The following is a 26,785-nucleotide window of genomic DNA, read 5'->3' as shown; positions in this document are numbered from 1 at the left end:
CTATGCAAGAGGCAGTTATCCATATCAGCAACCTTTACAAAAAGTATAAAGATGCCGACGATTTTTCGGTTGACAATTTAAGTCTGTCTATTGAAAAAGGCGAGATATTTGGGTTGCTGGGCCCTAACGGAGCGGGTAAAACCACTTTGATTTCCATGCTTTGCGGGTTGGTTAAGCCTACTTCGGGCACTTTTTCCATAACAGGTCTAACGTACGATAAAAGTGCCATGGCCATAAAAAAAACGATTGGCGTAGTGCCTCAGGAATATGCGCTGTATCCGACACTGACGGCCCGTGAGAACCTGCGCTATTTCGGAAGTATGTATGGGCTGGGAGGGAAAACACTTCGCGAAAAAGTGGATACTTCCTTAGAACATCTGGGACTTTTAAAATTTGCCGACAAACAGGTGGAAACTTTTTCGGGGGGAATGAAACGCAGGGTCAACCTGATTGCCGGGATACTGCACAATCCGAAAGTTTTGTTTCTGGATGAGCCTACCGTTGGTGTGGATGTGCAATCTAAAAACGTCATCATTGACTATTTGAAAGAACTGAATGCTAACGGGACGACCATTATTTACACCTCACACCATTTAACGGAAGCCCAGGATTTTTGTACCCACATCGCCATCATCGACCGAGGGAAAATTTATGCTCAAGGAACACTCGAAACCTTGATTTCAGAGACGCCAAAAGCACATAATCTCGAAGATGTTTTTATTTCATTAACCGGTAAAGAATTGCGCGATGATGTATAAGTTTTGGATGTCGGTATACAAAGAAATTTTACTGCTGCGAAGGGATTTCGGCGGATTGGTGATTCTTTTCGTCATGCCTCTTGTGTTGATTGTAACCATCACGTTGATCCAGGACAGTACCTTCAAATCCGTTACAGAAACCAAAATTCCCATACTGTTGGTAGACAATGATAAAGGAGAAATTGCCAAGAACGTAAAAGAAAATCTGATACAGAGCGGTACTTTCGAGTTGTTAACCGAAATAGCAAATAAGCCAATTACCGAAACTTCCGCCAAAGAAGCTGTTTTTAAAGGAGAATACCAGTTGGCCATCGTCATACCGGAAAGAATAAGTTCCGATTTGCAACTAAAAATCAATCAAAACGTTGAGAATATCTTAAGCAGTTTTGGGATGCAGGATTCTGTAACAATGCCCAAACAGCAAGAACTAAGCCCTAAAGAAGTAAGGTTGTATTTCGATCCGGCCACGCAGTTAACTTTCAAAAACGGTGTGAAAAATGCGATAGACAAGATGATTTCACAAATCGAGAACAAATCGATTTACGCAACTTTTCAGGACCAGCTGGGCGAAACGGATGAACCACTCTTTGAACAGGAAAACTTTATTTCTTTTAAAGAAATCGTACCCAAAGTAGACGATAAGGAAATCGTACCCAATTCGGTACAGCACAATGTGCCGGCCTGGACGCTGTTTGCCATCTTTTTTGTGGTGGTACCGCTTTCTATCAATGTCGTTAAAGAAAAAAGCCAGGGAACTTTGGTGCGCCTGATAACCAATCCGGTGCCGTATTTCATTGTAATATTAGGGAAAACGGCAACGTATCTCCTTATCTGCATGATACAGTTTTGGTTGATGGTAGCTGTAGGGGTGTATTTTTTTCCTTATTTAGGTCTGCCTGTTTTGGAAGTTGAAGGAACGTTGTTGCTCATGAGTATTGTTGCTTTTTTTTCAGGACTGGCTGCCATCGGATTCGGAATTCTATTGGGAACCATTGCTAAAACCCAGGAACAATCGGCCCCTTTTGGGGCTACTTCGGTGGTGATTTTAGCGGCAGTAGGAGGCGTTTGGGTGCCTGTATTTGCCATGCCTAAAGTGATGCAGTATGTTTCACACATTTCACCGATGAATTGGGGACTTAATGCTTTTTATGACGTATTGTTGCGCAACGGCACGATACTGGAAATTCTCCCCGAAATAATTTTATTACTTTTGTTCTTTTTAATAACCATCGCAATTGCCACCGTATATGATCAGAAGAAAAGAGCAGTATAACGAAATACCGGAACTTACCGTATCGGAGGACATTCGCGTGCGTTTTAATGAAACCGATCCGCTGGGAATCGTATGGCACGGGTACTATATTACCTATTTTGAAGACGGACGCGAGGCTTTTGGTCGTCGACATGGAATTTCCTATCTCGATGTGCAGCGAAGCGGATACACCACACCCATTGTAAAATCAGAATGCGAGCATAAACTTTCTTTGCGTTACGGAGATGTAGCGCGTATAGAAACAACGATAGTAGATACTCCCGCGGCAAAAATGATTTTCCGTTACAAGATTTTCGATGCCCATGAAAAAATAGTATGCACCGGCGAAACCGTACAGGTTTTTGTTGATGCCAAAGGCGATTTATCGCTGAACATACCGCCTTTTTTTGAAGAATGGAAACGCAAAATGGGGCTGATAAAAGAATGAAGAAATCTGTATACATAACCTACACAAACTGCGTTACGCCCTTAGGCTTTGATTTGGAATCCAATTGGATTGCCCTGCAAAACGGGCATTCCGGGATTGAATCGCATGCGGATGTAGGACTGTTGGATTCTTTTTTTGCTTCAATTATTCCAAACGACAAAATCGATGAAGCCTTTGCTGCGGTAGCTCAGGATGAAAACTTTACCAAACTGGAAAAAATGCTGATTTTAGCAATGAAGCCGCTAGTTGAAAAACATCCGGTCACGTCGAAATCAGTTTTTGTTTTTTCCACGACGAAGGGCAATATCAGTCTGTTAGGTAAAGAAAATGTTTCGGTAGAAGCTGCACAGTTGTCGGTTTTGGCCTGGAAAATCAGCCGTTATTTTGGGTTTGCAACAGAACCTATTGTGGTTTCCAATGCTTGTGTTTCAGGTGTTTTGGCATTGGCAGTAGCCAAGAGAATGCTGCAGGCAGACATCTATGACAGTGCTTTTGTCGTAGCAGGAGATGAGGTTTCAGAATTTGTTCTTTCGGGATTTAATTCCTTTCAGGCGATGAGCGAAGAGCCTTGTAAGCCGTACGACGCTAAAAGAAATGGAGTAACTTTAGGGGAAGCTGCGGCCGCTGCATATTTAACGGTAAACGAAAGTGAAGTACAGCCCAATCATTTTAAGATTTTAGGAGATGGAGCAGTAAACGACGCCAATCATATTTCAGGGCCTTCCCGAACCGGTGAAGGTTTAGTGCGAAGCATTCAGAGTGCTTTGAAAGAAGCCCAACGCAAGGCGGAAACTATAGATTACATTTCCGCTCACGGCACCGCTACCGTATACAACGACGAAATGGAAGCCATAGCCTTTAACCGGTTGAGTTTGCAGCAGGTTCCGGTAAACAGTCTGAAGGGGTATTACGGACATACTTTAGGTGCTTCAGGATTGTTGGAAACAGTTTTAGGAATGGAAAGTGCCAGACGAAACCAATTGATAGTTTCTAAAGGCTATGCTGCTAGCGGTGTTACCCAGCCGATTAATGTGATTACAGCAAATGAAAACAGGAAAATCGATTGTTTTTTAAAGACAGCTTCGGGGTTTGGAGGGTGCAACACAGCGGTTTTATTTGAAAAAGTTAAATAAATTGGAAGGAGTTTACAAAATAGCAAGACAGTGCACCATCGAGAACAATTCGATCCTCCTGAACGGTGAAAAGTGTTTTACCGTGGAAGGTGTTTCGTTTTCGGAATTCGCCAAAGCTGCCTACAAGCATTTTGAAATGGATTATCCCAAGTTTTTTAAAATGGACAACCTGAGCAAACTGGCTTTTCTGGTTTCTGAAATCATTTTAAAAGATATTGTAAAATCCGAAGAAGAACTGGATATTGCATTGGTTTTTGCCAACCGTTCGTCCAGTTTGGATACGGATGTAAAATATCAGGCTTCCATAGCCGACAAGACAAGCTATTTTCCCAGTCCGGCGGTGTTTGTATACACGTTGCCAAATATTTGCATCGGAGAAATCAGCATACGGTACCAACTGAAAACTGAAAATGCTTTTTTTGTTTTCGATACATTTCCGGCCGAATTTTTCAAAAATTACACTGAAAGTCTGCTCACTACCGGAAAAACCGAGAAGGTTTTGTGCGGTTGGACGGAATATTTTCAGGAAACCTACAAAGCTGTAGTATATTTGGTGGGTGAAAAAGGAACTATAGAACATAACAAACAGAATATAAATACCTTATACAATAATTAAATGGACGCTTTAAAACAGGAATTGAAGTCAAAAATCATCGAAGTATTAAATTTAGAAGATGTAACGGTAGCCGATATTAACGATGACGATGCGCTTTTTGGCGATGGTTTGGGATTGGATTCTATCGATGCCTTAGAATTAATCGTATTGATGGACAAGAACTACGGGATTAAACTTACCGATCCGAAAGAAGGAAAAACTATTTTTCAGTCGATTGCCACTATGGCGGCGTATATTGATGCGAACCGAACGAAATAATTTATGGGGAAAAAAGTTGCCATAACCGGTATGGGAATTATCTCTTCGATTGGGAAAACCGTCGAAGAGAATTTTGCGGCTTTAACAGAGGGGAAAACAGGAATTTCAACGCTTGAGAATCTGGAAACCATTCATAAAGACGCAATAAAGGTAGGTGAAATCAAACTGACCCATGCCGAGTTAGAACAACTGTTAGGGCTATCGTCCGATAACAATTATACCAGAACGGCACTGTTGGGAGCGTATGCTGCAAAACAAGCTGTTGAAGCCGCCGGGATTCAGTCTATAAACGAATTTCGGACCGGGCTGATTTCATCCACCAGTGTGGGCGGAATGGACATGACCGAGCGGTATTTTTACGAATATTTCCAGAACGAAAAAGTTCGGAAATACATTACGGCGCATGATGCCGGCGATTCGTCCCATAAAATTGCAGAATATCTTGGTTTGGAAGGCTTTGTGTCTACCATAAGTACAGCCTGTTCTTCGGCGGCCAATGCCATTATGATGGGCGCCCGAATGATAGAAGCCGGGAAATTAGACCGCGTTATTGTGGGCGGAACCGATGCGCTGGCGAAGTTTACCATCAACGGGTTTAAAACGCTGATGATTTTGTCGGATACTTACAACACGCCTTTCGATAACCACCGCAAAGGCTTGAATTTAGGAGAAGCAGCGGCTTTTCTGGTTTTGGAATCCGATGAAGTGGTTGCACGGCAAAACAAAAAAATATTGGCCTATGTTTCAGGCTTTGGCAACGCTAACGATGCTTTTCATCAAACGGCTTCTTCTGAAAACGGCGATGGGGCTTTTTTAGCAATGAAAAAAGCTTTGCAACGGGCTCATTTGCATCCTTCCGACATCGATTACGTAAATGCACACGGAACAGCAACGCCCAACAACGATTTGTCTGAAGGAAGAGCTTTGTTAAGGGTTTTTGGCGATACCATGCCCGAGTTCAGTTCGACAAAGGCTTTCACCGGACACACTTTAGCGGCTGCGGCTGCGATTGAGGCGGTATACAGTGTTTTAGCCTTGCAGCACAACGTAATTTTTCCCAATCTGAATTTTACAACCCCAATGGAAGAGATTCATTTGATTCCGCAAACCACTTTGAAAAATAAGTCAATTCATCATGTACTTTCTAATTCGTTTGGTTTTGGCGGTAATTGTTCCACGGTAATTTTTTCGAAAAACTAATGAAAGGCTGTTATATCAACGGAATGGGGATGGTTTCGGCCCAAAATCTCTTCGAAACCGATTTTTTGGAAACGGCTGTGCCCTACACAACCGAAAATGTGTTGTTCGCCCAACAACCCTCCTATAAAGAACTGATTCCGCCGGCGATGATTCGTCGGATGGCTAAAGGAGTAAAAATGGGTATTTATGCTTCTACTAAGGCCTTAAATGAAGCCGGAATGGAAAATCCGGGAGCTATTATTACCGGAACGGGAATGGGGTGTGTGGAAGATTCAGAGAAATTCCTGAAGACGATTTTAGATAACAACGAAGCCTTTTTAACACCTACCTCTTTTATTCAGTCTACACACAATACCGTAGGTGCCCAGATTGCTTTAGGATTACAGTGTAAAAGTTATAATTTTACGTATGTAAACGGAGCAGTTTCATTGGAAACTGCACTGATGGACGCCAAAATGCAGATAGAATGTGATGGTGTTGCCTCTGTTTTGGTGGGAGGAATCGATGAAATAGCAGCGCACACATTAAGTCTATACAAGTTAGCAAACATCATCAAAACGGAGGAGGACAAGCCGTATTCCGTTATAAATTCTGATTCTAAAGGGATTGTCTTTAGTGAAGGAGCTTCCTTTTTTGCTTTAGAAGATTCCCAAAAAGCGACCACCTATGCTCAAATAGTTGATGTGGCTCTTCGAAATGCGATGACATCCAATCAGGTAACATCGTTTATAACCAATTTTTTAGCAGCAAATAAACTGGAATTGTCACAGATTGACGCCGTCGTTTTAGGAAACAATGGCGATGTGGATTACGATGACTATTACGAAGCTGCCGCAGCTCTTTTTTCCGAAACACCGCAATGGTACTACAAACATTTAAGTGGAGAATACAATACAGCTTCCGGTTTTGGTTTGTGGATGGCGGCCCATTGCATCAAAAAACAGCAAGTCCCTTCAGTGGTAAAGAAAAATTCTTTGGAAAGGGAGTTGTATCAAAAAGTGTTGATTTACAACCAGTGCCGGGGAAAAGATCATAGTTTAATTCTGCTTCAGAAATGCTGAAACACAAAAACATAATTGTTTCATGTTTGCTGACAGTGCTTGTCTTGTTTCTTCTGAAAGCCGTCTGGTGGAGCTACTTTTTGGTTTTCCTGTTCTTTTCAGGGATGACTGCCTGGGGTTCTTTTGACATTCGTCTGCACTATTTCCTTAAAGCTTATACGCATAATCCGAATATCACCCAACGCAAAATCGCTCTTACTTTTGATGACGGTCCACACGAAATGACCGAAAAAGTACTCGATTTGCTGCAAAAAGCGAATGCTAAGGCTACATTTTTCTGTATCGGAACACAAATGGAAAAACATCCGGAGCTTGTTCGCAGAATTCTTGCGGAAGGGCATGTTTTAGGGAATCACACGTATTCTCATTCCAAAACGTTCGGCTTTTTTTCAACCCAGAAAATCAAAGAAGAAATAGAACGCAACGATGAAATACTGTTGAATATTACCGGGAAGAAAATAAAATTGTTCCGACCACCGTTTGGAGTGACCAATCCTAACATTGCCAAAGCACTTTCGGTTACGGGGCATCAGGTAATTGGTTGGAACATTCGGTCGTTAGATACCGTCATTGCAGCAGAAGATATGATTTTTAATCGGATTCAGCACAAAATTCAACCCGGCGGCATCATCCTGTTGCACGACACTTCATTAAAAACGGTTAGGGTTTTGGAACGGTTATTGTTATTTTTGCAGGCGGAACATTACGAAATGGTTACTGTAGATGCACTTTTAAATGTACAAGCTTATGAAAACTAATCTTTTTTTACTGTTATCGGTCTTGCTGGGTCTTGTAGGAATAGCACAGGAACAGAAAATGACTGTTGCAGAAATAACGAGCTTTAAAACCAAAGTGGAAAGAGAAACTCAAGGCATAAAAACCCTGAAAACCGATTTCGTACAATACAAGCACATGGATTTTCTGTCGAAAGACATTGAAACATCCGGAAAAATGGCTTTTAAAAGCCCAAATCATCTCAATTGGCAATATACCAAGCCGTACCAGTACAGCATTGTTTTTAAAAACAATAAAATTTACATTAACGATCAGGGAAATAAAAGCACGGTCGATGCCAAGAGCAAGATGTTCGAAAAAATCAACAAACTGATTGTAGGAAGCGTTAGCGGGAATATGTTCGACGACAAGGAGTTTGTCATTTCCTATTTCAAAACCAAAGAGTTTTATATTGCAAAACTGGAGCCCAAAACCACAACGGTTAAAAAATACATCAAGCAGGTAGAATTGTTTTTTCCGTTGGGTGAAGCTACCGTATCCCAAGTAAAACTGATTGAGTCGTCCGGAGATTTTACCCGCATTGTGTTCAAAAACAAAACCATCAATGATAAAGTGGATGATTCGGTTTTTACTAATTAGTCTGATTGCTGTCGGATGCTATTCGTGTAAATCGTATCAGTTGAAGCAGGCTGTTCCGAAAATTGTTACCCGTCCGGAATTTCAAAATCCCTATTTTTCGAATCCTGAAACCGATTATGTTTACAAAGCACACATCGAAGTGTATGGTCATAAAGCAGGAGGTGTTTTTGTGGCCAAGCGCCTTAATGATTCGGTTCATCGGGTCGTTTTTACAACCGATTTTGGTAATAAAATCCTCGATTTTGAAATTTCCGAAACCGATTTTAAAGTGCATTACGTTTTGGAGGAATTAGACCGCAAAATGCTGTTACATACGTTACGCGACGATTTCCGTTTGTTGCTGAAAGTCCATCATACAATTACGGATGCATTTGAAAACGAATCGTTTGAGATTTTGAAAGCATCACAGGGAAACGGCTATTTGTATTTTCATTTGGATAAAAAAAATCAGCAACTCGTAAAGTTGATTGCGGCTTCCAAACGCAAGGAAAAGGTTGTTTTCGAATTTGAATCAAAAAACAGTACTTTTGCCGAAACAATAAGCATCAATCATAAAAATATCCAACTTCAAATCGAGTTGAAACAGATAATCAATTAAATTCCAACGAATGAAAAAAGTAATTTTTAGTGTAGTCTTAAGCTGCATCGGTTTTATTCAATCAAATGCTCAGGTAACCATTAAGCCCGGAGTAAAAGCAGGATTAAATATTTCCAGATTTACCAATACGGATGCCGATTCCAATACGGATTTCTATTTGGGTGGTCTGGTAGCCATAAAATTAGCTAAGTTTTACACTTTGCAGCCTGAATTATTATATTCCCGTCAGGGGGCTACTGTAAAGTATGCCACCTACAATCCTGTATATTTTGAAACAACTTTCAAAGACCACAAATACAACTTGGATTATCTTTCGGTGGATGTTATTAATAAATTCACTTTTGGAAAAGGATTTCAGGCAGTAGTTGGTCCGGCTCTTGATTTTAAAGTAGCCGACAATTTTAAAGAAACAGGTCTAAAATCACCGGAAGGGTTTGATATTGGAATAATTTTCGGAGCTGGTTATTCTTTGCCCAACGGCTTAACATTTGAGGCAAGGTTCAAACAGGGTTTTGTGGATATTTTTGGCAACAACTACAATACGTATTACGACGAAGAAGGAAACGGAAATGCGGATGATATCATCTTAAATCAGGTGTTTCAGTTAGGGGTTTCCTATACTTTTGATGTTAAATAAATTCAGAATCAAACCATGTTGTTAAAGGGTTTTTATACGGTTGAAAAACTGGAAAAGGTTTCCGAAGGGAAATACCTTGCTGAGGTGCTTTTAAACCGTCAGCACGAAATTTTTAAAGGACACTTTCCAGGCAATCCGGTAACCCCGGGCGTTTGCATGATGCAGATTATCAAAGAACTGTCGCAGGAAATTCTGGGAAGTCCCTTGTTCATGGCGAGTGCTTCGAATGTGAAATTTATGGCGCTGATTAACCCTGATAAAACACCCCGATTGCAACTGGAATTGGAAATTTCGGGCGACTTAAATTCCGAAGTAAAAGTGAAAAACACCACTGTTTTCGATGATACCGTAGCGTTGAAACTTACCAACACCTATAAAAAAGCATAAAATGAAGCAACTGCTGTCGCTGATAATATCTCTTTTTGTTTTCCTGATCCAGGATTTATCTGACATTAGGGAGCAATATTATGCGGCATCGAAAACCAAACAGGCAGCTGAAAAATTTTATGCAAATTTGGTTGCATACAACAAGGATAACAAAACGATGTTGGCTTACAAAGGTGCTGCGTTAACGCTCCAATCGAAATTTACTTCTGATAAAAAAGCAAGAAAAGAACTGTTTACGGAAGGCGTTATGTTGCTTGAAAACTGTGTAAAAAAAGAGCCTAAGAACACAGAAATACGTCTGATCCGTTTGAGTATCCAGGAACATACGCCAAAGTTTTTAAAGTACAAGGCTAATATTGAGGAAGACAAAAAGATGATTTTAACGTCTTTTGACAAAGAACCGAAAGAGCTTCAAAACTATATCCGCTTGTACAGTCAACAGTCCAAATTGTTCACCGAGTCCGAAAAGCAAAAAATTAAATAGCATCATACCATGACAGCCGTATCAAGCATTTCAGAACGAATGAAACAGCGCAGGGTTTGTGTTATTGTACCCACTTACAACAATCACAAAACGCTTCGTCGTGTGCTTGACGGTATTTTGCTTTTTACCAGACAGATTATAGTTGTAAATGACGGTTCTACAGATACGACAAAAGAGATTTTAGAGACTTATCCGCAACTTACGCTTGTAACCGTTCCTGTAAACCAAGGCAAAGGAAATGCTATACGGGAAGGTTTTAAAAAAGCGGTACAGTTAGGTTTTGACTACGCCATTACCATAGATTCCGACGGTCAGCATTTTCCGGATGACATTCCGGTTTTTTTGGATGCTTTGGAAAAGGAAGAAAAAGATGTTCTGCTCATCGGAAGCCGAAACATGAATCAGGATGGTGTGCCGAAAAAAAGCAGTTTCGGGAACAAATTTTCCAATTTCTGGTTTTGGTTCGAAACCGGAATTTCACTGGAAGATACACAATCCGGCTACCGTTTGTATCCGTTACGGGGCATCCCCAAAAAATTTTTCACCAAAAAATTCGAGTTTGAAATTGAAGTCATTGTGCGTACCGCCTGGAATGGGGTTCCGATAAAAAACGTTCCGGTAAAAATTTTATACGATCCCAGCGAGCGCGTTACCCATTTCCGACCGTTTAAAGATTTTACCCGCATCAGCATTCTGAACACGGTTTTGGTGATTTTACTGTTTTTGTACATCAAACCCCGAAATTTTTTTAGGAGTTTCAAAAAAAAAAGCTTTAAAGAGTTCTTCCGCGAAGATGTTTTAGCCAATACCGATTCCAATTTAAAAAAAGCACTTTCCATTGGGTTGGGTGTTTTTTGTGGGATTGCCCCTTTTTGGGGATTTCAGACCGCTGTTGTAATTTCGTTGGCCGTTCTGCTGCGCTGGAACAAAGTGCTGGCGTTTGCTTTTTCCAATATTAGTATTCCTCCGATGATTCCGGTGGTGATTTTTTTGTCGCTTAAAACCGGAGCCATTTTTGTGGAAGATACCGCGAAATTTACTTTGGGAAGTCCGATTACGCTGGAACACATCAAAAGCAATGTCGTACAATACCTGATTGGCAGTTTTGTTTTGGCAACAGTTATGGCTGTTATTTTCGGGGTTGGAAGTTATTTAGTACTTTCGCTGTCCAGAAAAACTCAAGCGTAAATGCATAACTATTTCATCGGAATCCATCGTTTGGTGCAACGAAACAGGCTGTTGTCTGTATTTGTAGCGTTGGCAATTCTTGTGTTTTTTGGTTTTTTGGCTTCCAAAATAAAGTTTGAAGAAGACATTACCCGCATCATTCCCAAAAACGACAAAGCCGATGTAACTGCAAAAGTGCTGCGTCAGCTTAATTTTTCCGATAAAATTACGGTTATCATCGAAAAAGCACCAAACGGTTCCGTCGATGATTTAGCCGAAACCGCAGATGTTTTCCTCGACAGCATCATTTCCTGTAACGCGTACATCAAAGACATACAGGGTAAAGTAGACGAAGAGAATATTCAGGAGACCTTTGATTTTGTATACCGCAATCTGCCTTTGTTTTTAGAAGATAATGACTATCGGCAAATAGCTCAAAAACTGAACCGCGACAGTATTGCGGCGCAAGTGGCTAAAAACTACAGAACTTTAATTTCACCTACCGGGATTGTTGCCAAAAAATTTATTGTAAACGATCCGTTAGGCATTTCGTTTATTGCGTTGAAAAAACTGCAGCAATTGGGGGTAGGCGATGAGTTTCAGTTGAAAAACGGTTATGTGGTAACCAAAGACGAGTCGAAATTGCTTTTGTTTCTCAACCCGAAATTAGGCGGGAGTGAAACCGAGAAAAACACCTTGTTTGTTACAAAACTCAACGGAATAAAAGAGCAGCTTAACAATCAGTTTAAGGAAAAAACGACGGTAGATTATTTCGGATCTTCCCTGATCGCCGTAGCAAATGCAAAACAGATTAAAAGTGACATCATTACCACCGTATTGGTTTCTTTGGGTGCTTTAATGCTGATACTGATTGTGTTTTACCGCAAACTGCAGATTCCCGTCATAATTTTCATTCCAACCCTCTTTGGGATTGCTGTTGCCATTGCCAGTTTAGTATTCCTAAAAGGAACCATTTCCGCCATTTCACTGAGCGTAGGAGCGGTTTTGTTGGGTGTGACCATTGACTATTCGTTGCACATCATGACCCATTACCGTTACAACAGCGATGTGGAAAGTCTGTACAAAGACATTACCATGCCATTGATAATGAGCAGTTCGACTACTGCATTGGCTTTTTTGTGTTTGCTTTTTGTGCATTCCGAAGCTTTGAAAGATTTAGGGATTTTTGCTGCCATCAGTGTCATGGTGTCGGCTGTATTTTCACTGTTGATTATTCCGCATTTGTACAAACCCAAGGCAACTGCCGCAGCCGAGCACCAAACCTTTTTGGACAAAGCGGCGGGTTTTTCTTTCGAAAACAATAAATTCCTGATTATTGCCAGTGTAGTTGTAATCGTTGTGAGTCTGTTCACCTTTAACAAAGTACAATTTAACAACAATCTTTCCGATTTAAATTTTGTTCCGCAGGAAATCAAGCAAGCCGAAGCCAAGCTGGAAGACGCATCAAATCTGACGTCCAAGTCAATATATCTGGCTTCGTATGGCAATTCAATGGAAGAAGCACTGCAACAGAACAACAAAGTTTATGGGCAGTTATCAGAGAAGAAAGCACAAAAAGAAATCCTGAATTTCAGTTCTATAGGCGGAATTGTACTTTCGAAAGCCGCCCAGGAGCAAAAGATAGCCCAATGGAATGCTTTCTGGAACAATGACCGAAAAGACATGGTAAAAACCAACCTGATTGCATATGGAAATTCTTTAGGGTTTAAGCCGGAAACACATCAGTCGTTTTACGATTTGCTGTACCAATCTTTCCAACCGATAACTTTTAAGGAGTACAAGCAGTTAAAGGCCTTGTTTCTGAACGAATTTGTAACGGAAAAGAACGGTTTTTACACGATAATGTCGGTGGCGAAAGTGTCCGATGTTCAAAGAGATGCTTTTGTAGGAAGCATGGCGAAAGAAAAAGAAGTCATTACCATCGACCGTCAGCAGATGAACGAAACTTTTTTAGGGAAGCTGCGCGACGATTTCAACGATTTGATTAACTATTCGTTTGTGGCGGTTGTCCTGATTCTGTTTGTTTTTTTCAGAAGAGTCGAACTAGTGATAATCAGTACGATTCCGATTGTAATAACAGGTGTGGTTACGGCAGGCGTGATGTATTTCTTCGACATCCAGCTGAATATTTTCAGTCTGATTGTCTGTACTTTAATTTTCGGTCACGGCGTCGATTTCAGTATTTTCATGACCAGTGCCCTACAGAAAGAATACACCACAGGTAAAAACGAAATGGCCACCTACCGAACATCTATTTTATTGGCGGCGCTTACGACTGTTTTGGCTATCGGTGCTTTAATTTTTGCCCGTCATCCGGCGTTGAAATCGATTTCTTCGGTTTCCCTGATCGGGGTTTTTGCTGCGTTACTGATTACGTTCATTTTCTATCCGATATTGTTCCGCATCTGTTTCTTTAATCGTGTGAAAAAAGGAAAATCTCCGGTGAGCCTGCGATTATTGCTGCATTCAACCATTTCATTTGTTTATTATGGTTTGGGCGGAATTTTGCTTTCGGTAATTGGGCGGATATTGGTAAGAGTTTTGCCGGGAAATCACGAAAAGAAAATGCTGTGGTTCAGAAAAATCATGGCAAAGTTCCTTACTTCGGTGTTGTATTCCAATCCGTTTGTGAAAAAAGAAGTCATTAATAAAGATAACGAAACGTTTGAAAAACCGTGTGTGGTTATTGCCAATCACACCTCATTTTTAGATACGTTGGCTATTGGGATGGTCACGCATAAAGTGGTGTATCTGGTGAACGATTGGGTGTATAAGTCCCCGATTTTCGGCAAAGCGGTTCAATTGATGGGCTATTATCCGGTTTCCCAAGGTATTGAAGGCGGTGTGGATCATCTTCGTGAAAAGGTTGAACAGGGTTATTCGTTAATGATTTTTCCGGAAGGTAGCCGTTCGGAAGACAATGTGGTGAAACGTTTTCACAAGGGTGCGTTTTATCTGGCTCAGGAGTTTAACCTGGATGTGGTTCCGGTTTATATTCACGGAAACTCGGAAACAATTCCCAAAGGCGACCACATTATTTACGATGAAAATATCACGGTAGTAGTAGGAAAACGGATAGCTGCAGCCGATACGGCTTTTGGAACGGACTATTCCGAAAGAACCAAAAAAATCAACCAGCATTTCAGGGAAGAATTTGCCGCTTTACGTGTAAAATTGGAAGATGAGAATTATTTCCGTCATAAACTTTATCTGAGTTATTTGTACAAGGAACCGGAAATAGTTCAAGCGGTGAAAACAGATTTTGAAAGCCGCAAAGGGTTGTATTATGAAATAAACCAGCACATTAAAGACAATGCCAGAATTATTCACTTTGCAAACGATTACGGGCAGCTGGATTTCTTGTTAACGATGCAGCAACCGAAACGAAAAGTAGTGACCTTTATCAGCGATTCGGAAAAAAGAGCCATAGCGGCCTCAAACTATATTGTCAAAAAAAGAACTATTTTGTATCCGGACTCCGCAAGTATGCAGAATGAAAAACACGATACGCTGCTGGTTTCAGACAAAGAAACTATTACCCCGGAAGTATTACCGATTACCGAACAGGTGAAAACGATAATTTTAATCAGTAACTTTCCTCTGAAAATGCATTTCGCAGCATTAGGCTTTCAGACCGTTACAGATGAAGCTGCTTTAGTGGTTTTAAAAAGATAATTTGGAAAAAAAATACGACATAGTAATCATAGGAAGCGGCTTGGGCGGCCTGGTTTCGGCTATTATCCTGGCTAAGGAAGGCAAAAGAGTCTGTGTATTGGAAAAAAACAACCAATATGGCGGGAATCTGCAGACTTTTGTGCGCGACAAAACCATTTTCGATACCGGAATTCACTATATTGGCGGGCTGGACAAAGGACAAAACCTGTACAGTTATTTCAGCTATCTGGGTATCATGGACCAGTTGCGTTTGCAGAAAATGGACGAGAACGGTTATGACTTTATCACTTTTGATGGCGATTCGAATGCCTATCCGCACGCACAGGGGTATGAAAATTTCATTCAGCAACTCAAAGTTTTTTTCCCGGACCAAGAGGATGTTTTACGTGAATACTGTAAAAAACTGCAATACACCTGCGATTCCTTTCCGCTTTACAATCTGAAACAGGGAGACGGTTATCAGGAGGAAATACTTTCCATCAATGCCAAAAAATATTTCGACGAATTAACCGATAACGAAAAGCTGAAGTCCGTTTTAGCAGGTTCCAATTTCTTGTATGCGGGAATTGCCGACAAAACGCCTTTTTACGTCCATGCACTTTCGGTGAATTCCTATATTCAAAGTTCCTGGCGCTGTATCAATGGCGGAAGTCAGATTACAAAGCAGTTAATTAAACAGCTGAGACATTATGGTGGGGAAGTGTACAAACACAGTGAAGTAGTTGATTTCGGTTTTGAAGGAGATAAATTGGTTTCGGCCAAAACTAAGAATGGAAACGAATATTTCGGAGAGCTTTTCATTTCCAATATCGAGCCCAAAACCACCCTGAAAATGATTGGGGAAGACAAAATGCGAAAGTCGTATTACAAACGCATACAGGAATTAGATGTGTTAATTGCGCCTTTTAGCATTTACGTTGTTTTCCAGCCGGAATCGGTAAAATATCTCAATCACAATTATTATCATTTTAAAGACAGTACCCGTATTTGGGAAGCCGCGGATTATACCGAAGAAAGCTGGCCGGAAAGCTATATGGCTTCCATGAACGTGTCTTCGGAAAACCAACAGTGGGCAGACAGTTTAACCGGTATTACCTATATGCGTTTTGAAGAAGTGGAGCAATGGGCCAACACACACAATACCGTGTCGGAAACCGAAGACCGAGGGGCTGATTACGAAGCTTTTAAGCAAAGAAAAACCGAAGCTTTCTTAGTAGAGTTAGAACGGAAATTTCCCGATATCCGACAGCACATTAAGTCGGTTCACGCTTCGACACCTTTGTCGTACAGGGATTATATTGGCGGACATAAAGGGAATTTGTACGGCTATGTGAAAGACTCCAACAATCCGATGAAAACCTTTATTTCACCCAAAACCAAAATTGAGAACCTTTTTCTCACCGGTCAGAGCATCAATATGCATGGGGTTTTAGGGGTTACCATTGGAGCAGTGGTAACATGTTCCGAAATTTTAGGGAAAGAATACCTGATTACAAAAATTAACAACAGTTTACGAGACAGCCAATGAGAAGAAAAGTGCCGATATTGTTTTTCTTTGGGATGATGTCGTTGTTTTTTTCCTGCGGCATTTCTAAATCCTTACATCATCAGCCCAATCTGAAAGGCTATAACCCGGAAAAACCGATTGTTATAAAACATGCCGATACCCTTTTTTCTTCCGGAAACAATTATCTGATAAAGAACAAACAAAAAATTTGGGAATTGTATGTGTCGGGAGATCCGCTTAAGCGAGGAATGCTCATTGGAGCCTTGACACAGCCTTTGTTGCAGAAACAGGAAAAAATTTTCTTTTCTCAAGTGCAGGAATTGGTGCCGTCCAAATTCAAACAGAAACTACTTCGGGAATTTTTAAAATGGTACAACCGAAAATTATACCTCCACATTACCGAAGAATACAAGGCAGAAATTTACGGGTTGTCACAATATGCTTCCGACGAGTTTAATACTGTAGCGCCAAAATACCTGAGAAGCCTGTATCTGCATGGTGCCCACGATATAGGACACGCCATGCAGGACCTGACATTGGTAGGTTGTTCCTCACTGGCGGTTTGGGGTGATAAAACGGAAGATCAACAGTTGTTAATCGGGAGAAATTTCGATTTTTACGCCGGGGATGCTTTTGCGGAAGAAAAAATCGTAGCTTTTATAAACCCCGAGCAGGGGCATCCATTTATGATGGTTACCTGGGGCGGAATGATAGGCGTGGTGTCCGGGATGAATACTGAAGGTCTGACCGTAACCATTAATGCCGGAAAATCTAAAATTCCGTTGGTGGCCAAAACGCCTATTTCAATTGTTGCGCGTGAAATTCTGCAATATGCTGCTACAGTTGAAGAAGCCATAAATATTGCCAAAAAGAGACAGGTTTTTGTTTCTGAATCCATAATGATAGGAAGTGCCAAAGACCAAAGAGCAATTCTTATTGAAGTTTCGCCTGAAAAATTCGGAATTTTTGACGTGTCGAACAACAGTCAGTTGTTGTGTTCCAATCATTTTCAGAGTGAAGTTTATAAAACAGACGAAAGAAACCGGCGGCACATACTTGAAAGCCATTCCCAATACCGTTTCGAGCGAATGCAGGAGTTGTTGGGCGAGCAGGAAAAGATGGATCCGGAGCGTATGGTGGCGATCTTGCGCAACAAAGACGGTTTACAAAATACTAAAATCGGTTACGGAAATGAGAAGGCGCTTAATCAGTTGCTAGCACATCACGGCATCGTCTTTCAGCCAAAGAGTCTTATGGTCTGGGTGTCGTCGAATCCGTATCAACTCGGTGAGTTTGTGGCGTACGATTTGAACAAAATTTTCAGTAAAAAAGAAAACGATTTTGTAGTTTTAGGCACCAATTCTAGGAATATTCCGAAAGATGATTTTCTAGATACGGAAACCTATCAAAAATATGAGGCCTATCGCATTCAGGACCGGATTATAGACAAAGTCCTTTCGGAGAAAGGAATACTGGAAAAAGGGTTTACAAAGCAATATCAGCAACTAAATCCGGAACTTTGGATTGTATATTATAAAACCGGTCAGTACTTTTACAACAGAGGCTGGTACAAAGCCGCTGAAACGGAATTTCAAAAAGCACTAACCAAAGTGATTACAACCGTTCCGGATCGTGTGCGGTTGGAAAAATACCTAAAAAAAGCAAGACGAAAACAACAATGATACCTGCCATAGAAAAAGCATCTGCCATAGAAATCAAACAGTTTCAGGAAGCGAAACTGAAAGAGCTGCTGGCATATTTAAAAGAGCGTTCACCTTATTATAGTGCCCTTTTTCAGCGAGAAAACATCGCTGTTGATTTGGTGAATACCCTGGAAGATTTGCAAAAACTACCGGTAACTACGAAAACCCAACTGCAGGAGCATAACGAGTCATTTTTCTGTGTGCCGAGGCATGAGATTATCGATTATGCCACCACATCCGGAACTTTAGGCAGTCCGGTCACCTTCGGGTTAACCGATAGTGATTTGGAGCGCTTGGCTTATAACGAAGCGATTTCTTTCGCCTGTGCAGGTGTCCAAAAAGGCGATGTGGTACAGCTGATGACCACGATGGACCGCCGCTTTATGGCAGGACTGGCTTATTTTCTGGGTTTGCGAAAATTGGGTGCAGGAGTAATAAGAGTAGGGGCAGGAATACCGGAGTTGCAGTGGGATTCGATTGTAAAATACAAACCGAAATATCTGGTAACCGTTCCGTCTTTTTTGTTAAAACTGATTGAATATGCCGAACAGCATGGTATCGACTACAAAAATTCAGGCATTAAAGGCGTACTCTGTATTGGAGAATCGCTGCGGAATCAGGATTTTTCCCCAACGGTTCTCACAAAAAGAATTACAGACAAATGGCCGGTACAGCTCTTCTCTACCTATGCTTCCACGGAAATGAGCACGGCTTTTACCGAATGCGAATATTTTCAGGGAGGACATCATCACCCCGAATTAATCATTACAGAGGTGTTGGACGATAATAACAATCCGGTAGTGGAAGGGGAAAGCGGAGAATTAACCATCACAACATTAGGAGTGGAAGCAATGCCGTTACTGCGTTTTAAGACAGGAGATATTGTACAGTTGCATACAGAGAGCTGTCCTTGTGGTAAAAATTCGCTTCGCGTAGGTCCTGTTTTGGGGAGAAAACAACACATGATAAAATACAAAGGAACAACGCTGTATCCACCGGCAATGCACGATCTGCTAACGTATTTTGAAGGCGTTAAAAGCCATGTGATTGAAATTTCAACCAATGAATTGGGTACAGACGAAATCCTAATTAAGATTGCTTCGGACAATCCGTCGGAAGATTTACTGAATCAGATTAAGGATCATTTCAGGGCAAAATTAAGAGTTTCACCAAAAATTGAATTTATTGCGCAAGATATCATAAATAAACTTATATTTGCACCGATGAGTCGTAAGCCGATAACGTTTATCGACAAACGAACGTAAGTCTGGGGGATTAGCTCATTTGGCTAGAGCGCTTGCCTGGCAGGCAAGAGGCGACCGGTTCGAATCCGGTATTCTCCACAAAAAAAACCGCAATAAGTATTGCGGTTTTTTTGTTTTTATCAAGCAAAATCAATCCTGAATATACGTTTTGTTTCCGTTGGAATTGATGTAATATTTTCCGCCGCGCGGCCCGGTGTACACTTTTTTTCCGTTGTAGGTTCCGGTTAGCTTGTCGGCAACTTTCGGCGCTTTTTCGTTGCTTGCGGTTTCTTTTACTTTTTTGGCAGTGCTTTTGCCTTCGTCTTTTACTTTTGCATCCGCTTTGTTAACCGCTGCTTTTGCTTTACCTGCCGTTGAATTCTTCACGCCTTTTGCAGCAACTGAATTTTCTTTTGCTTTAACGGTTGTCTTTTTTGTTGTTTTTTCCGCTTGGGTACCGGCTTCTTTAGCGGTCTTTTCGGTTTTAGCCTTAGTTTTGCCAACTGTTTTTTTAACTTCGGTTTCCTGAGCAAAAATGCTGGCAGACAGCAGTAGTGCAATTCCTAATAAAATGATTTTTTTCATCTTTGTATCGTATTGGTTTACAGTAATTAAAGTTAAGAAAAAGTTTTCAGAGGCCAATTTTTTAAAAATAAGCCCGCAACTGAATGTTTCCGGTATGGATCGTCTGGCTGGTCTCGCTTTTTCGCCCCTGATAATTTACATTCACATCCAGGTATTGCGTTAGGTTTTTTTGCACCAACAAGCGCCAGGTCGTGTTTTTGCCCGGCTGCAGTCCTTCCAGCATCTGAAAAGCCACCGGCGACAGTGCATTGCCTTCAAAATCGTTTTCATACAGCGAAAATTCCCCGTTCAGGGTAAACTGTTTTTGTCCGGAATAGGTAAACGACGTTCCCAAACGCTGCTGTTTGAGGGTTTCCAAAGCCCCAAGGTGGTTGTTTTTGTACTGCAACTCGTAAAAAACATCCCAACTGGCATTTTTGGAAAACAGATAGGAAATTTTCGGTCCGGTCATAAACCCTTCAATTTTGTAGTTGCGGCTGGCGTAATTTTCCGTGGCGGTTTCCGAGAAAATCGTTTTGCCGTTTACATCAAACAACCAGCTTTTTTGGAGCAGATGCTGATATTGTAGCTGATGCGAACGACTGGTGTTCTCGATACTGCCTGTCGAAAGCAGGTTTTTGTTCCGCGCCGTAATAAAGGTGTAGGTTACCGAATGGTTTTGCTTGCCGCGGTTGTAAAACAAACTGTTGCGGAAGGTCGAATTCAGCCCCAGCAAATCTTTGTCACTGCCCGAAAACGGATTCAGATCGAAATTGTCGCCCCGGCGCAGAATCTTCCGGTCCATCAAAACCGAAGTCTGGTTGTAGAAATGGGACAACAGCTTTTTAAACCCGGTTTCGTTCTGCCATTGTAACGGATTGAGCGTTACCGATTGCGAAAATTTGTTCTGATGCGTTTTCACGAAAACCTGATTCGGCAGAAACACCCGCACGTATTTCGCCTGATCGGGAAACTGCGCCACTTCAAACTCCTGCAGTTCCTGAATGCCGTTGTTGTTGTAGTCGTTCCACATGTATACGCCCTGACCGGGTTCCACTTCCAGATAGGTAAATTCCTGTTGCGCAATTTTACCCGATGAGGTTTCAAAAGCCGTATTAAGCTGAATAAGCTGGTTGAAAAAACGGTCGTTGTACAACAAACGCGAGTTTAACGACGGTTCGTCCGGACGCGTCGGGTCTTCAAATTTCAGGTTGCGGTAATTCACAAACAACGCCAAATCGCTTTTGTCCGTCTGAATCAGTTTCGATTTTAAATAATAGGATTGTGACGTATTGACTTTGCGGAGCATTCCGTTCTGCAAACTGTCGTTGATGCGGTGCAGATAACCCAGTTCCGCATATACTTTGGTGCTGTCACCGCGTCCGATAAATGTGCCGAACTCTTTGTACCGTTGGCTCAAAGCGGAAAATTCGTCGGTCGCTTTCAGTTTTTCCTCGTTGTCTTCCATGCGGAAACTGCCGCCCACCCAATTCTTCTTAAAATGATATTTCGCCCGCGACTGACTTCGGATAAAACGCGATGCGGCATAATCCCCGTCGCTGTTCAGTGCACTCGAATTGTTGGAAAACGTCCAGTTTTTAAGGTGAAACATTCCGTCGATGACATGGCGCGTTCCCGAAAAACTCTCCGAAAAATCGAGTTTCTCCAGTTGGTACCGGGCAAATCCTTTGTTGGGAAGTTCAAAATTTACGCCGGAAACCAACAAACTCTGGTCGCCCAGCGGATTGGTTAAATTCCAGTCGCGGTTAAATTCGATGGTAAACAAGCGTTCAATGGTGCGGAATTCTTTTTTGATTAGCTGAAAATTGGCAAAGCCGTCGATGTTCCAGGTTCCGGTGTACAAACGCTGTTTGGCATTAATCTTAGCGGCAATGCCTTTGTTGTCGTTGTCATCAACCGTAGAAAACAGGTTCAAATCGTTGTTGCTTAGCCCGATTTCAAAATCCACATCGGTTTTTTCACTGGGATTGTAGCGGCCCATGACGGTGGCAATCTGAATTTTGGTCGGCGCAATCAAACGGGTAATCGGCTCGTAATTTCCCTGCGGAACACCCGCAATCGGCGCTACGTATTCGTAAATTTTTCCAATCGCCTGACTGCTTGCCAACACATAATTTCCCTGACCGTTACCCACCAGTAAAAATCTGACATTGTAGAGCGTATCTTCGGGATTGTTGGAATATTCAAAAACTTCCACGCCGCCAACAAGCACTTTTTTGTAGAGGATTTTATTTTCGGAATAACTGTCTTCGTACGCGGACGGTGCGGTCATCAGTTCCGGGTTGTCGCCGGCTTGGGCTAAAATCTGTGTCTGTTCCGGAGAAAGGTTTTGTTGCAACGGCTGGTTTTTCACGTCGTTTTCGGAATAGACAAAACCGCCGATACTCCATTTTTCCTGCTGGTGCGTGACGCCGCCATAGGTTACAAAACGGGTGTAATTGCGGTCGGAATATTGGTATTCGACATTGATGCGCATTTCGGAGGTAATCGGGAACAGCGAAGTAAACCGGATTTCCCCGGCGTTGTAATCGATGATGTAGTCGTTGTTTTCCCCGCGTTCCAGCAAAATCCCGTTCACGTACACGCGTTCGGAACCCGAAATGACCAAAACGTATAATTCGCCGTTCGGACCTTTTAATTTGTACGGCCCCTGGTTGCCTTCTTCGCCGATAAAAGTGCTGCGGGTGTATTGTCCGCGCACGATGGCACCGGCCGCAAAGACGTCGGTTTTGTTTTCCGGTTTGCCGAAGGTAAAATGGGTGGACAATCCCTGTACTTTTTTGTTGAAATTCAGAAAGCGCGATTGCCGGTTTTCGAGGAATAAATCGCCGGCACGGATGTTCCACTTATCAGAGAACAGTTCTACAAAGATCTGATCGAATTCGTCTAATTTCTGGGAATAACCGCCTTCCTGTAACGGAATGTTGCTGTCCTGTAACGAAGCTCTTAGACTTACTTTTTCCGATATTTTCCCCGTAATCTGCAAATCGAGGTTCGAATTCACGACCGTATTCTGATTGTTGCCCACCGTGACGCCGCGGGTGATGCTTCCCGAAGTCGACAAGCCGTCAAAAGGTTTGAAAGTGCTGATTGGTTCGCGGGAAATCTGATATAAATTCTGTCCGGCTTCGTTGGCGACTACCCGGCTTTGGTCGTAAATGCTGTATTTTTTGGTGAGGTACTTCGGCAGCTTCAGGTATTGTAAGGTAAGCGTGTCTTGTGTCTGAAAATTGTTTTTGAAGGTAAGCGTTCCTTTCTGGAAATCGACCTGGTAAAAAGCGGTGTCAATTTCAGTGCCGTTTTGGTCGGTCAGTTTGAAAAATTCTTTGTTGATGCTGACGGAATCAATGGCAATAATCGTATCTGAAACCGTAATTTTTCTGGTATGGTACAGCCGATTGTTGTCCTGAGCCCACGCCCCTGAAACAAAAACGATTAGAAATAAAAAAAGGACATTTCTCAGCATATTGTACTAACTCCGAAAACTCAAAAGTAGTGTAATTAATCGAGATTTTTTCGCGGAGTTAAAGCAGGGAAAGCAGGTAGCCCAAAAGCGAACCGCCCAAAACCACCCAAACGCTGTTGATTTTCCGGAAACCGAAAACAACAATCAGGCTTGTAAACATGATTGCAACGGTTCTCCAATCCGTCACGGAAGCTCTGCCCATGGTGACACAAATCGCGACAATTAAAGCTACGGAAGCCACGTTTACCGCATCCAGAAAAGCCCCAAAAAGCCGGGAATCGCGCATCTTCTTTACCATCGGATTCAGCAATGCCACAAAAACAAAAGAAGGCAGAAAAATCCCGATGGTCGCAACCAAAGCGCCCATTCCGCCATTCATCTGATAACCGATAAACGTCACCGAAGAGAAAACCGGTCCGGGCGTAAATTGTCCCACCGCAATCGCATCAATTAAGGTTTGACGCGGCAGAAAACCGGTTTGTACCAGTTCCGAATCCAGAAAAGCGAACAGCACATAGCCACTTCCGTAAAGGATGCTTCCGATTTTCAGAAAAATAAAAAAGAGTTTGGTATGACTAACGGTCACAAGGCTTAGCGGCAGAAAACTGTTAAGCTGGTTTTTGTTTGTCTGAAAACAGGTAACAATAAGTGCGGAAAATCCACAACCGAAAAGAATCAGGATTTCGTTGAGACCCAAAAAAGAGGCAGTTAAGGCAAGTATTCCGATGAAAATCAGAAAATCAGATTTCAGGGCAGTTTTAGCCAGCGGATACACCGCGGAAAGGATAATAGCAATAATTGCCGGTTTAATGCCGTAAATAAAAGGCTGTATTTCAGGCAAATGTCCGTAATTTTTATACAGATAGGCAAATCCCAGTGTGATAAAAACGGCTGGCAGTATGAAGCACAAACCGGCAATTAGTAAGCCTTTCCAGCCGCCTTTTTCTTTTCCTAAATGAATGGCGAGTTCGGAGCTGTTAGGGCCGGGAATTAAATTGGTCGCGCCTACCAAGTCCAGAAAATGACTGTCGGTCATCCAGTTGCGTTTCCGGACCACTTCGTCGCGCATCATGGCGATGTGGGCTGCCGGTCCGCCGAAGGCAATCAGCCCGAGTTTCAGGAACAGTTTTCCGATGTCTTGCAGCGCACCTTGTTGCATAATAGTCTGAAAATAGTTAAAAACCAGGTATCTTAGTGTATTCGGCTTGTAAAATTTTAACCACTGATTACACAAATTTACACAGATTAATCTGCGGTAAAAATAAGAGCAGTCTTAATGAGCGGCCTTTTATTTTAAAGTTTTTATTCTTTGGTGACAAGCTGCATCGTTTCGCGGCTCATCTGTTTTACCAGAACCGTTTTGTCTTTTTCCACCATCTTGACGGCTTTGTCGGTAAAATGACGAATCGTGTACAGTGAGACATTTTCGTTGTAAGAGATTTTGAATTTCTTCGCCAACACGTTTTTCAGATCGTTGAAATGGCTGAATTTGTCCTCAATGCAAACCGAAAAACTGATCGCGGAATTTTGAATCAGACTCACTTTCATTTTGTACTTGTGCAGCAAAGCGAAAATCTCGCTGATGTTTTCTTCCATGATAAAGGAAAAATCAATTGACGAAAGCGACAGCAGCAACTGGTTTTTCTTTACGATGAAGCACGAGGTTTCCGGTTCCAGATGGGCGCCTTTGGAAACACTTGTTCCCGGAAGCAACGGATTGATAAACGATTTTACATACAACGGAATCTCTTTGCTTTGCAACGGCTGCAAGGTTTTCGGGTGAATTACCGATGCGCCGTAAAAGGCCAACTCAATAGCTTCACGATAGGAAATCTGGTTCAGCAAAGTTGTATTTTCAAAATAACGCGGATCGGCATTCAAAACGCCGGGTACGTCTTTCCAGATGGTTACACTTTCCGCATTTAAACAATAGGCAAAAATCGCTGCGGTATAATCCGAACCTTCACGGCCCAATGTCGTGGTAAAGCCGTTTTCATCCGAACCTAAAAAGCCCTGCGTGATGTTCAGAACCTTCTTCTTGATAGTTTTGGCGATGGTTTTCTGTGTTGCGTCCCAGTCTACAACGGCATCGCGGTATGTATTGTCTGTCTTGATGAGGTTGCGCACATCCACCCAAGTGTTTTTCAATCCCACATGGTTGAAATAATGGCTTAGAATCGTAGTGGAAATGATTTCCCCCATGCTCACAACCTGGTCGTACACAAAATTGTAATTTGGGGATTTGTTGCCGGAAAGGAAATTTTCCAAATCGGTGAAATGGTTGTTTACGGCCGCGAATACAGGATGTTTTTCATCGTCGAACAAATCCAGCAAAATCTGATTGTGGTACTTCTTGACTTCCTGAATGGACGCCTTCAGTTCGGCAGATTTTTCAAAATAGTTCTTGATGACCAGTTCCAGCGCGTTAGTGGTTTTTCCCATCGCGGAAACGACCAGCAGTACATCTTCGTGACCTACCTGTTGCAATACGCTGTACACGTTACGGATTCCGTCGGCATCTTTTACCGATGCGCCTCCAAATTTGAAAATTCTCATGTTGTTTAAAATTTCAAAACCTTCCTTCGGGCTTTGAGTGGTTATCGGTTGTTTAAAAAAGTGCGTAGTTCTTCTTCGGTCATCTGTACCACGCGCCAGTCGTCCAGTATTCTGGCACCGGATTTTTCATAGAAATCAATCGCATTCCGGTTCCAGTCGAGGACGTTCCATTCAATTCTGCGCACGCCGTCGGCTTTGCCCTGTTTCATGATTTCGGTATACAGCGCCATGCCCAAACCGGTACCGCGCATTTTTTCCTTTACGATCAAATCTTCCAGATGAATGGTTTTGCCTTTCCAGGTGGAATAACGGTAATAGTACAGCGCCATGCCGACAATTTCTCCTTCGACCTCGGCAACGAACGTATGGAACAACGGGTTGCTGCCAAAACCGTCGCGAAGCAAGTCGTCTGCGGTTACCACCACGGCTTCGGGTTCTTTTTCAAATGCCGCCAGTTCTTTAATCAGTTCGAGAACGGCGGGCATGTCTTCGGGCGTTCCTTTTCGGATATGCATTTTATTTTTTGCTTGTGTCTTTTGAATTCGATTCAAATATAAAATAACTTTGCGGGAGATTTCTTGTCGAAGCGGATTTTCTGTTTCAGATTTAGCGAAATTCAAAAATTAAACATAATATTTGCATACCGTAAAAACAA

24 protein-coding genes and 1 tRNA gene are annotated in these 26,785 nt (G+C 42.1%); 20 read left to right on the top strand and 5 right to left on the bottom strand.

Going from position 1 to position 26,785, the window contains the following annotated elements; genetic code table 11:
• Nucleotides 1-2: 2 nt before the first annotated feature.
• From G498_RS0106260 to G498_RS0106165, 20 genes are all read left to right on the top strand, one after another.
• Nucleotides 3-758, top strand: a complete 756-nt coding sequence (locus G498_RS0106260) for an ABC transporter ATP-binding protein (RefSeq protein ID WP_026980390.1) — start codon at nucleotides 3-5, stop codon at nucleotides 756-758.
• Complete coding sequence (locus G498_RS0106255) at nucleotides 748-2,031, top strand: ABC transporter permease (protein WP_081694211.1); 1,284 nt, start codon at nucleotides 748-750, stop codon at nucleotides 2,029-2,031. The genes G498_RS0106260 and G498_RS0106255 overlap by 11 nt, the downstream gene beginning before the upstream one ends.
• On the top strand, nucleotides 2,006-2,458 hold the full coding sequence (locus G498_RS0106250) for an acyl-CoA thioesterase (RefSeq protein ID WP_026980388.1): 453 nt from the start codon (nucleotides 2,006-2,008) through the stop codon (nucleotides 2,456-2,458). The genes G498_RS0106255 and G498_RS0106250 overlap by 26 nt, the downstream gene beginning before the upstream one ends.
• Nucleotides 2,455-3,591, top strand: coding sequence for a beta-ketoacyl synthase N-terminal-like domain-containing protein (locus G498_RS0106245; protein WP_026980387.1), 1,137 nt, complete (start codon nucleotides 2,455-2,457; stop codon nucleotides 3,589-3,591). Before G498_RS0106250 ends, G498_RS0106245 begins: the two co-directional genes overlap by 4 nt.
• A gap of 1 nt (nucleotide 3,592) precedes the next feature.
• Nucleotides 3,593-4,207, top strand: coding sequence for a 3-oxoacyl-ACP synthase (locus G498_RS0106240; protein ID WP_026980386.1), 615 nt, complete (start codon nucleotides 3,593-3,595; stop codon nucleotides 4,205-4,207).
• Nucleotides 4,208-4,465 carry a phosphopantetheine-binding protein gene (locus tag G498_RS0106235; RefSeq protein ID WP_026980385.1) on the top strand — a complete coding sequence of 86 codons (258 nt, stop codon included), beginning with the start codon at nucleotides 4,208-4,210 and terminating at the stop codon, nucleotides 4,463-4,465.
• A 3-nt stretch (nucleotides 4,466-4,468) separates the two neighbouring features.
• A complete protein-coding gene (locus G498_RS0106230; protein WP_026980384.1) occupies nucleotides 4,469-5,665 on the top strand; it encodes a beta-ketoacyl-[acyl-carrier-protein] synthase family protein in 1,197 nt (398 codons plus the stop codon).
• Complete coding sequence (locus tag G498_RS0106225) at nucleotides 5,665-6,726, top strand: beta-ketoacyl synthase N-terminal-like domain-containing protein (protein WP_026980383.1); 1,062 nt, start codon at nucleotides 5,665-5,667, stop codon at nucleotides 6,724-6,726. The genes G498_RS0106230 and G498_RS0106225 overlap by 1 nt, the downstream gene beginning before the upstream one ends.
• A 35-nt stretch (nucleotides 6,727-6,761) precedes the next feature.
• Entirely contained in the window at nucleotides 6,762-7,484 is a 723-nt protein-coding gene (locus G498_RS0106220; protein ID WP_244877127.1) for a polysaccharide deacetylase family protein, read from the top strand.
• Entirely contained in the window at nucleotides 7,474-8,100 is a 627-nt protein-coding gene (locus tag G498_RS0106215; RefSeq protein WP_026980381.1) for an outer membrane lipoprotein carrier protein LolA, read from the top strand. Before G498_RS0106220 ends, G498_RS0106215 begins: the two co-directional genes overlap by 11 nt.
• Nucleotides 8,066-8,698 (top strand): hypothetical protein, encoded by a 633-nt coding sequence (locus G498_RS0106210; protein WP_026980380.1) that lies wholly within the window; start codon nucleotides 8,066-8,068, stop codon nucleotides 8,696-8,698. The genes G498_RS0106215 and G498_RS0106210 overlap by 35 nt, the downstream gene beginning before the upstream one ends.
• 10 nt (nucleotides 8,699-8,708) lie before the next feature.
• Nucleotides 8,709-9,335 (top strand): porin family protein, encoded by a 627-nt coding sequence (locus G498_RS0106205; RefSeq protein ID WP_026980379.1) that lies wholly within the window; start codon nucleotides 8,709-8,711, stop codon nucleotides 9,333-9,335.
• Nucleotides 9,336-9,350: 15 nt separating this feature from the next.
• Nucleotides 9,351-9,722, top strand: coding sequence for a hotdog family protein (locus G498_RS0106200; RefSeq protein WP_026980378.1), 372 nt, complete (start codon nucleotides 9,351-9,353; stop codon nucleotides 9,720-9,722).
• A gap of 1 nt (nucleotide 9,723) precedes the next feature.
• Nucleotides 9,724-10,206, top strand: a complete 483-nt coding sequence (locus G498_RS0106195) for a hypothetical protein (RefSeq protein ID WP_026980377.1) — start codon at nucleotides 9,724-9,726, stop codon at nucleotides 10,204-10,206.
• Between the two features lie 9 nt (nucleotides 10,207-10,215).
• Nucleotides 10,216-11,394 carry a DUF2062 domain-containing protein gene (locus tag G498_RS0106190; RefSeq protein WP_026980376.1) on the top strand — a complete coding sequence of 393 codons (1,179 nt, stop codon included), beginning with the start codon at nucleotides 10,216-10,218 and terminating at the stop codon, nucleotides 11,392-11,394.
• Nucleotides 11,395-15,069, top strand: coding sequence for a 1-acyl-sn-glycerol-3-phosphate acyltransferase (locus G498_RS0106185; protein WP_026980375.1), 3,675 nt, complete (start codon nucleotides 11,395-11,397; stop codon nucleotides 15,067-15,069).
• Between the two features lies 1 nt (nucleotide 15,070).
• Nucleotides 15,071-16,597, top strand: a complete 1,527-nt coding sequence (locus G498_RS0106180; RefSeq protein ID WP_026980374.1) for a phytoene desaturase family protein — start codon at nucleotides 15,071-15,073, stop codon at nucleotides 16,595-16,597.
• On the top strand, nucleotides 16,594-18,258 hold the full coding sequence (locus G498_RS0106175; RefSeq protein WP_026980373.1) for an acyl-CoA--6-aminopenicillanic acid acyl-transferase: 1,665 nt from the start codon (nucleotides 16,594-16,596) through the stop codon (nucleotides 18,256-18,258). The genes G498_RS0106180 and G498_RS0106175 overlap by 4 nt, the downstream gene beginning before the upstream one ends.
• Nucleotides 18,255-19,544 (top strand): phenylacetate--CoA ligase family protein, encoded by a 1,290-nt coding sequence (locus G498_RS0106170; protein WP_026980372.1) that lies wholly within the window; start codon nucleotides 18,255-18,257, stop codon nucleotides 19,542-19,544. Before G498_RS0106175 ends, G498_RS0106170 begins: the two co-directional genes overlap by 4 nt.
• 4 nt (nucleotides 19,545-19,548) lie before the next feature.
• Nucleotides 19,549-19,622, top strand: a tRNA-Ala gene (locus G498_RS0106165).
• A gap of 51 nt (nucleotides 19,623-19,673) precedes the next feature.
• Here the strand turns inward: G498_RS0106165 and G498_RS0106160 are convergent.
• The 5 genes from G498_RS0106160 to G498_RS0106140 all read right to left on the bottom strand — a co-directional run bounded on the left by G498_RS0106160 (nucleotide 19,674) and on the right by G498_RS0106140 (nucleotide 26,645).
• Nucleotides 19,674-20,108, bottom strand: coding sequence for a hypothetical protein (locus G498_RS0106160; protein WP_081694213.1), 435 nt, complete (start codon nucleotides 20,106-20,108; stop codon nucleotides 19,674-19,676).
• Between the two features lie 61 nt (nucleotides 20,109-20,169).
• Nucleotides 20,170-23,574, bottom strand: coding sequence for a hypothetical protein (locus G498_RS0106155; RefSeq protein ID WP_026980370.1), 3,405 nt, complete (start codon nucleotides 23,572-23,574; stop codon nucleotides 20,170-20,172).
• Nucleotides 23,575-23,632: 58 nt separating this feature from the next.
• Nucleotides 23,633-24,736 (bottom strand): chromate efflux transporter, encoded by a 1,104-nt coding sequence (chrA, locus tag G498_RS0106150; protein WP_026980369.1) that lies wholly within the window; start codon nucleotides 24,734-24,736, stop codon nucleotides 23,633-23,635.
• Between the two features lie 140 nt (nucleotides 24,737-24,876).
• Complete coding sequence (locus tag G498_RS0106145) at nucleotides 24,877-26,130, bottom strand: aspartate kinase (protein WP_026980368.1); 1,254 nt, start codon at nucleotides 26,128-26,130, stop codon at nucleotides 24,877-24,879.
• Nucleotides 26,131-26,171: 41 nt separating this feature from the next.
• Nucleotides 26,172-26,645 (bottom strand): GNAT family N-acetyltransferase, encoded by a 474-nt coding sequence (locus tag G498_RS0106140; RefSeq protein ID WP_026980367.1) that lies wholly within the window; start codon nucleotides 26,643-26,645, stop codon nucleotides 26,172-26,174.
• Nucleotides 26,646-26,785: the final 140 nt, after the last annotated feature.

Origin of the sequence: Flavobacterium suncheonense GH29-5 = DSM 17707 (assembly GCF_000430025.1) — a bacterium.
In the GTDB taxonomy this organism is placed as follows: Bacteria; Bacteroidota; Bacteroidia; order Flavobacteriales; family Flavobacteriaceae; genus Flavobacterium; species Flavobacterium suncheonense.
The sequence above is the reverse complement of the archived record's forward strand: the minus strand, read 5'-3'. Positions and strand labels throughout refer to the sequence as shown.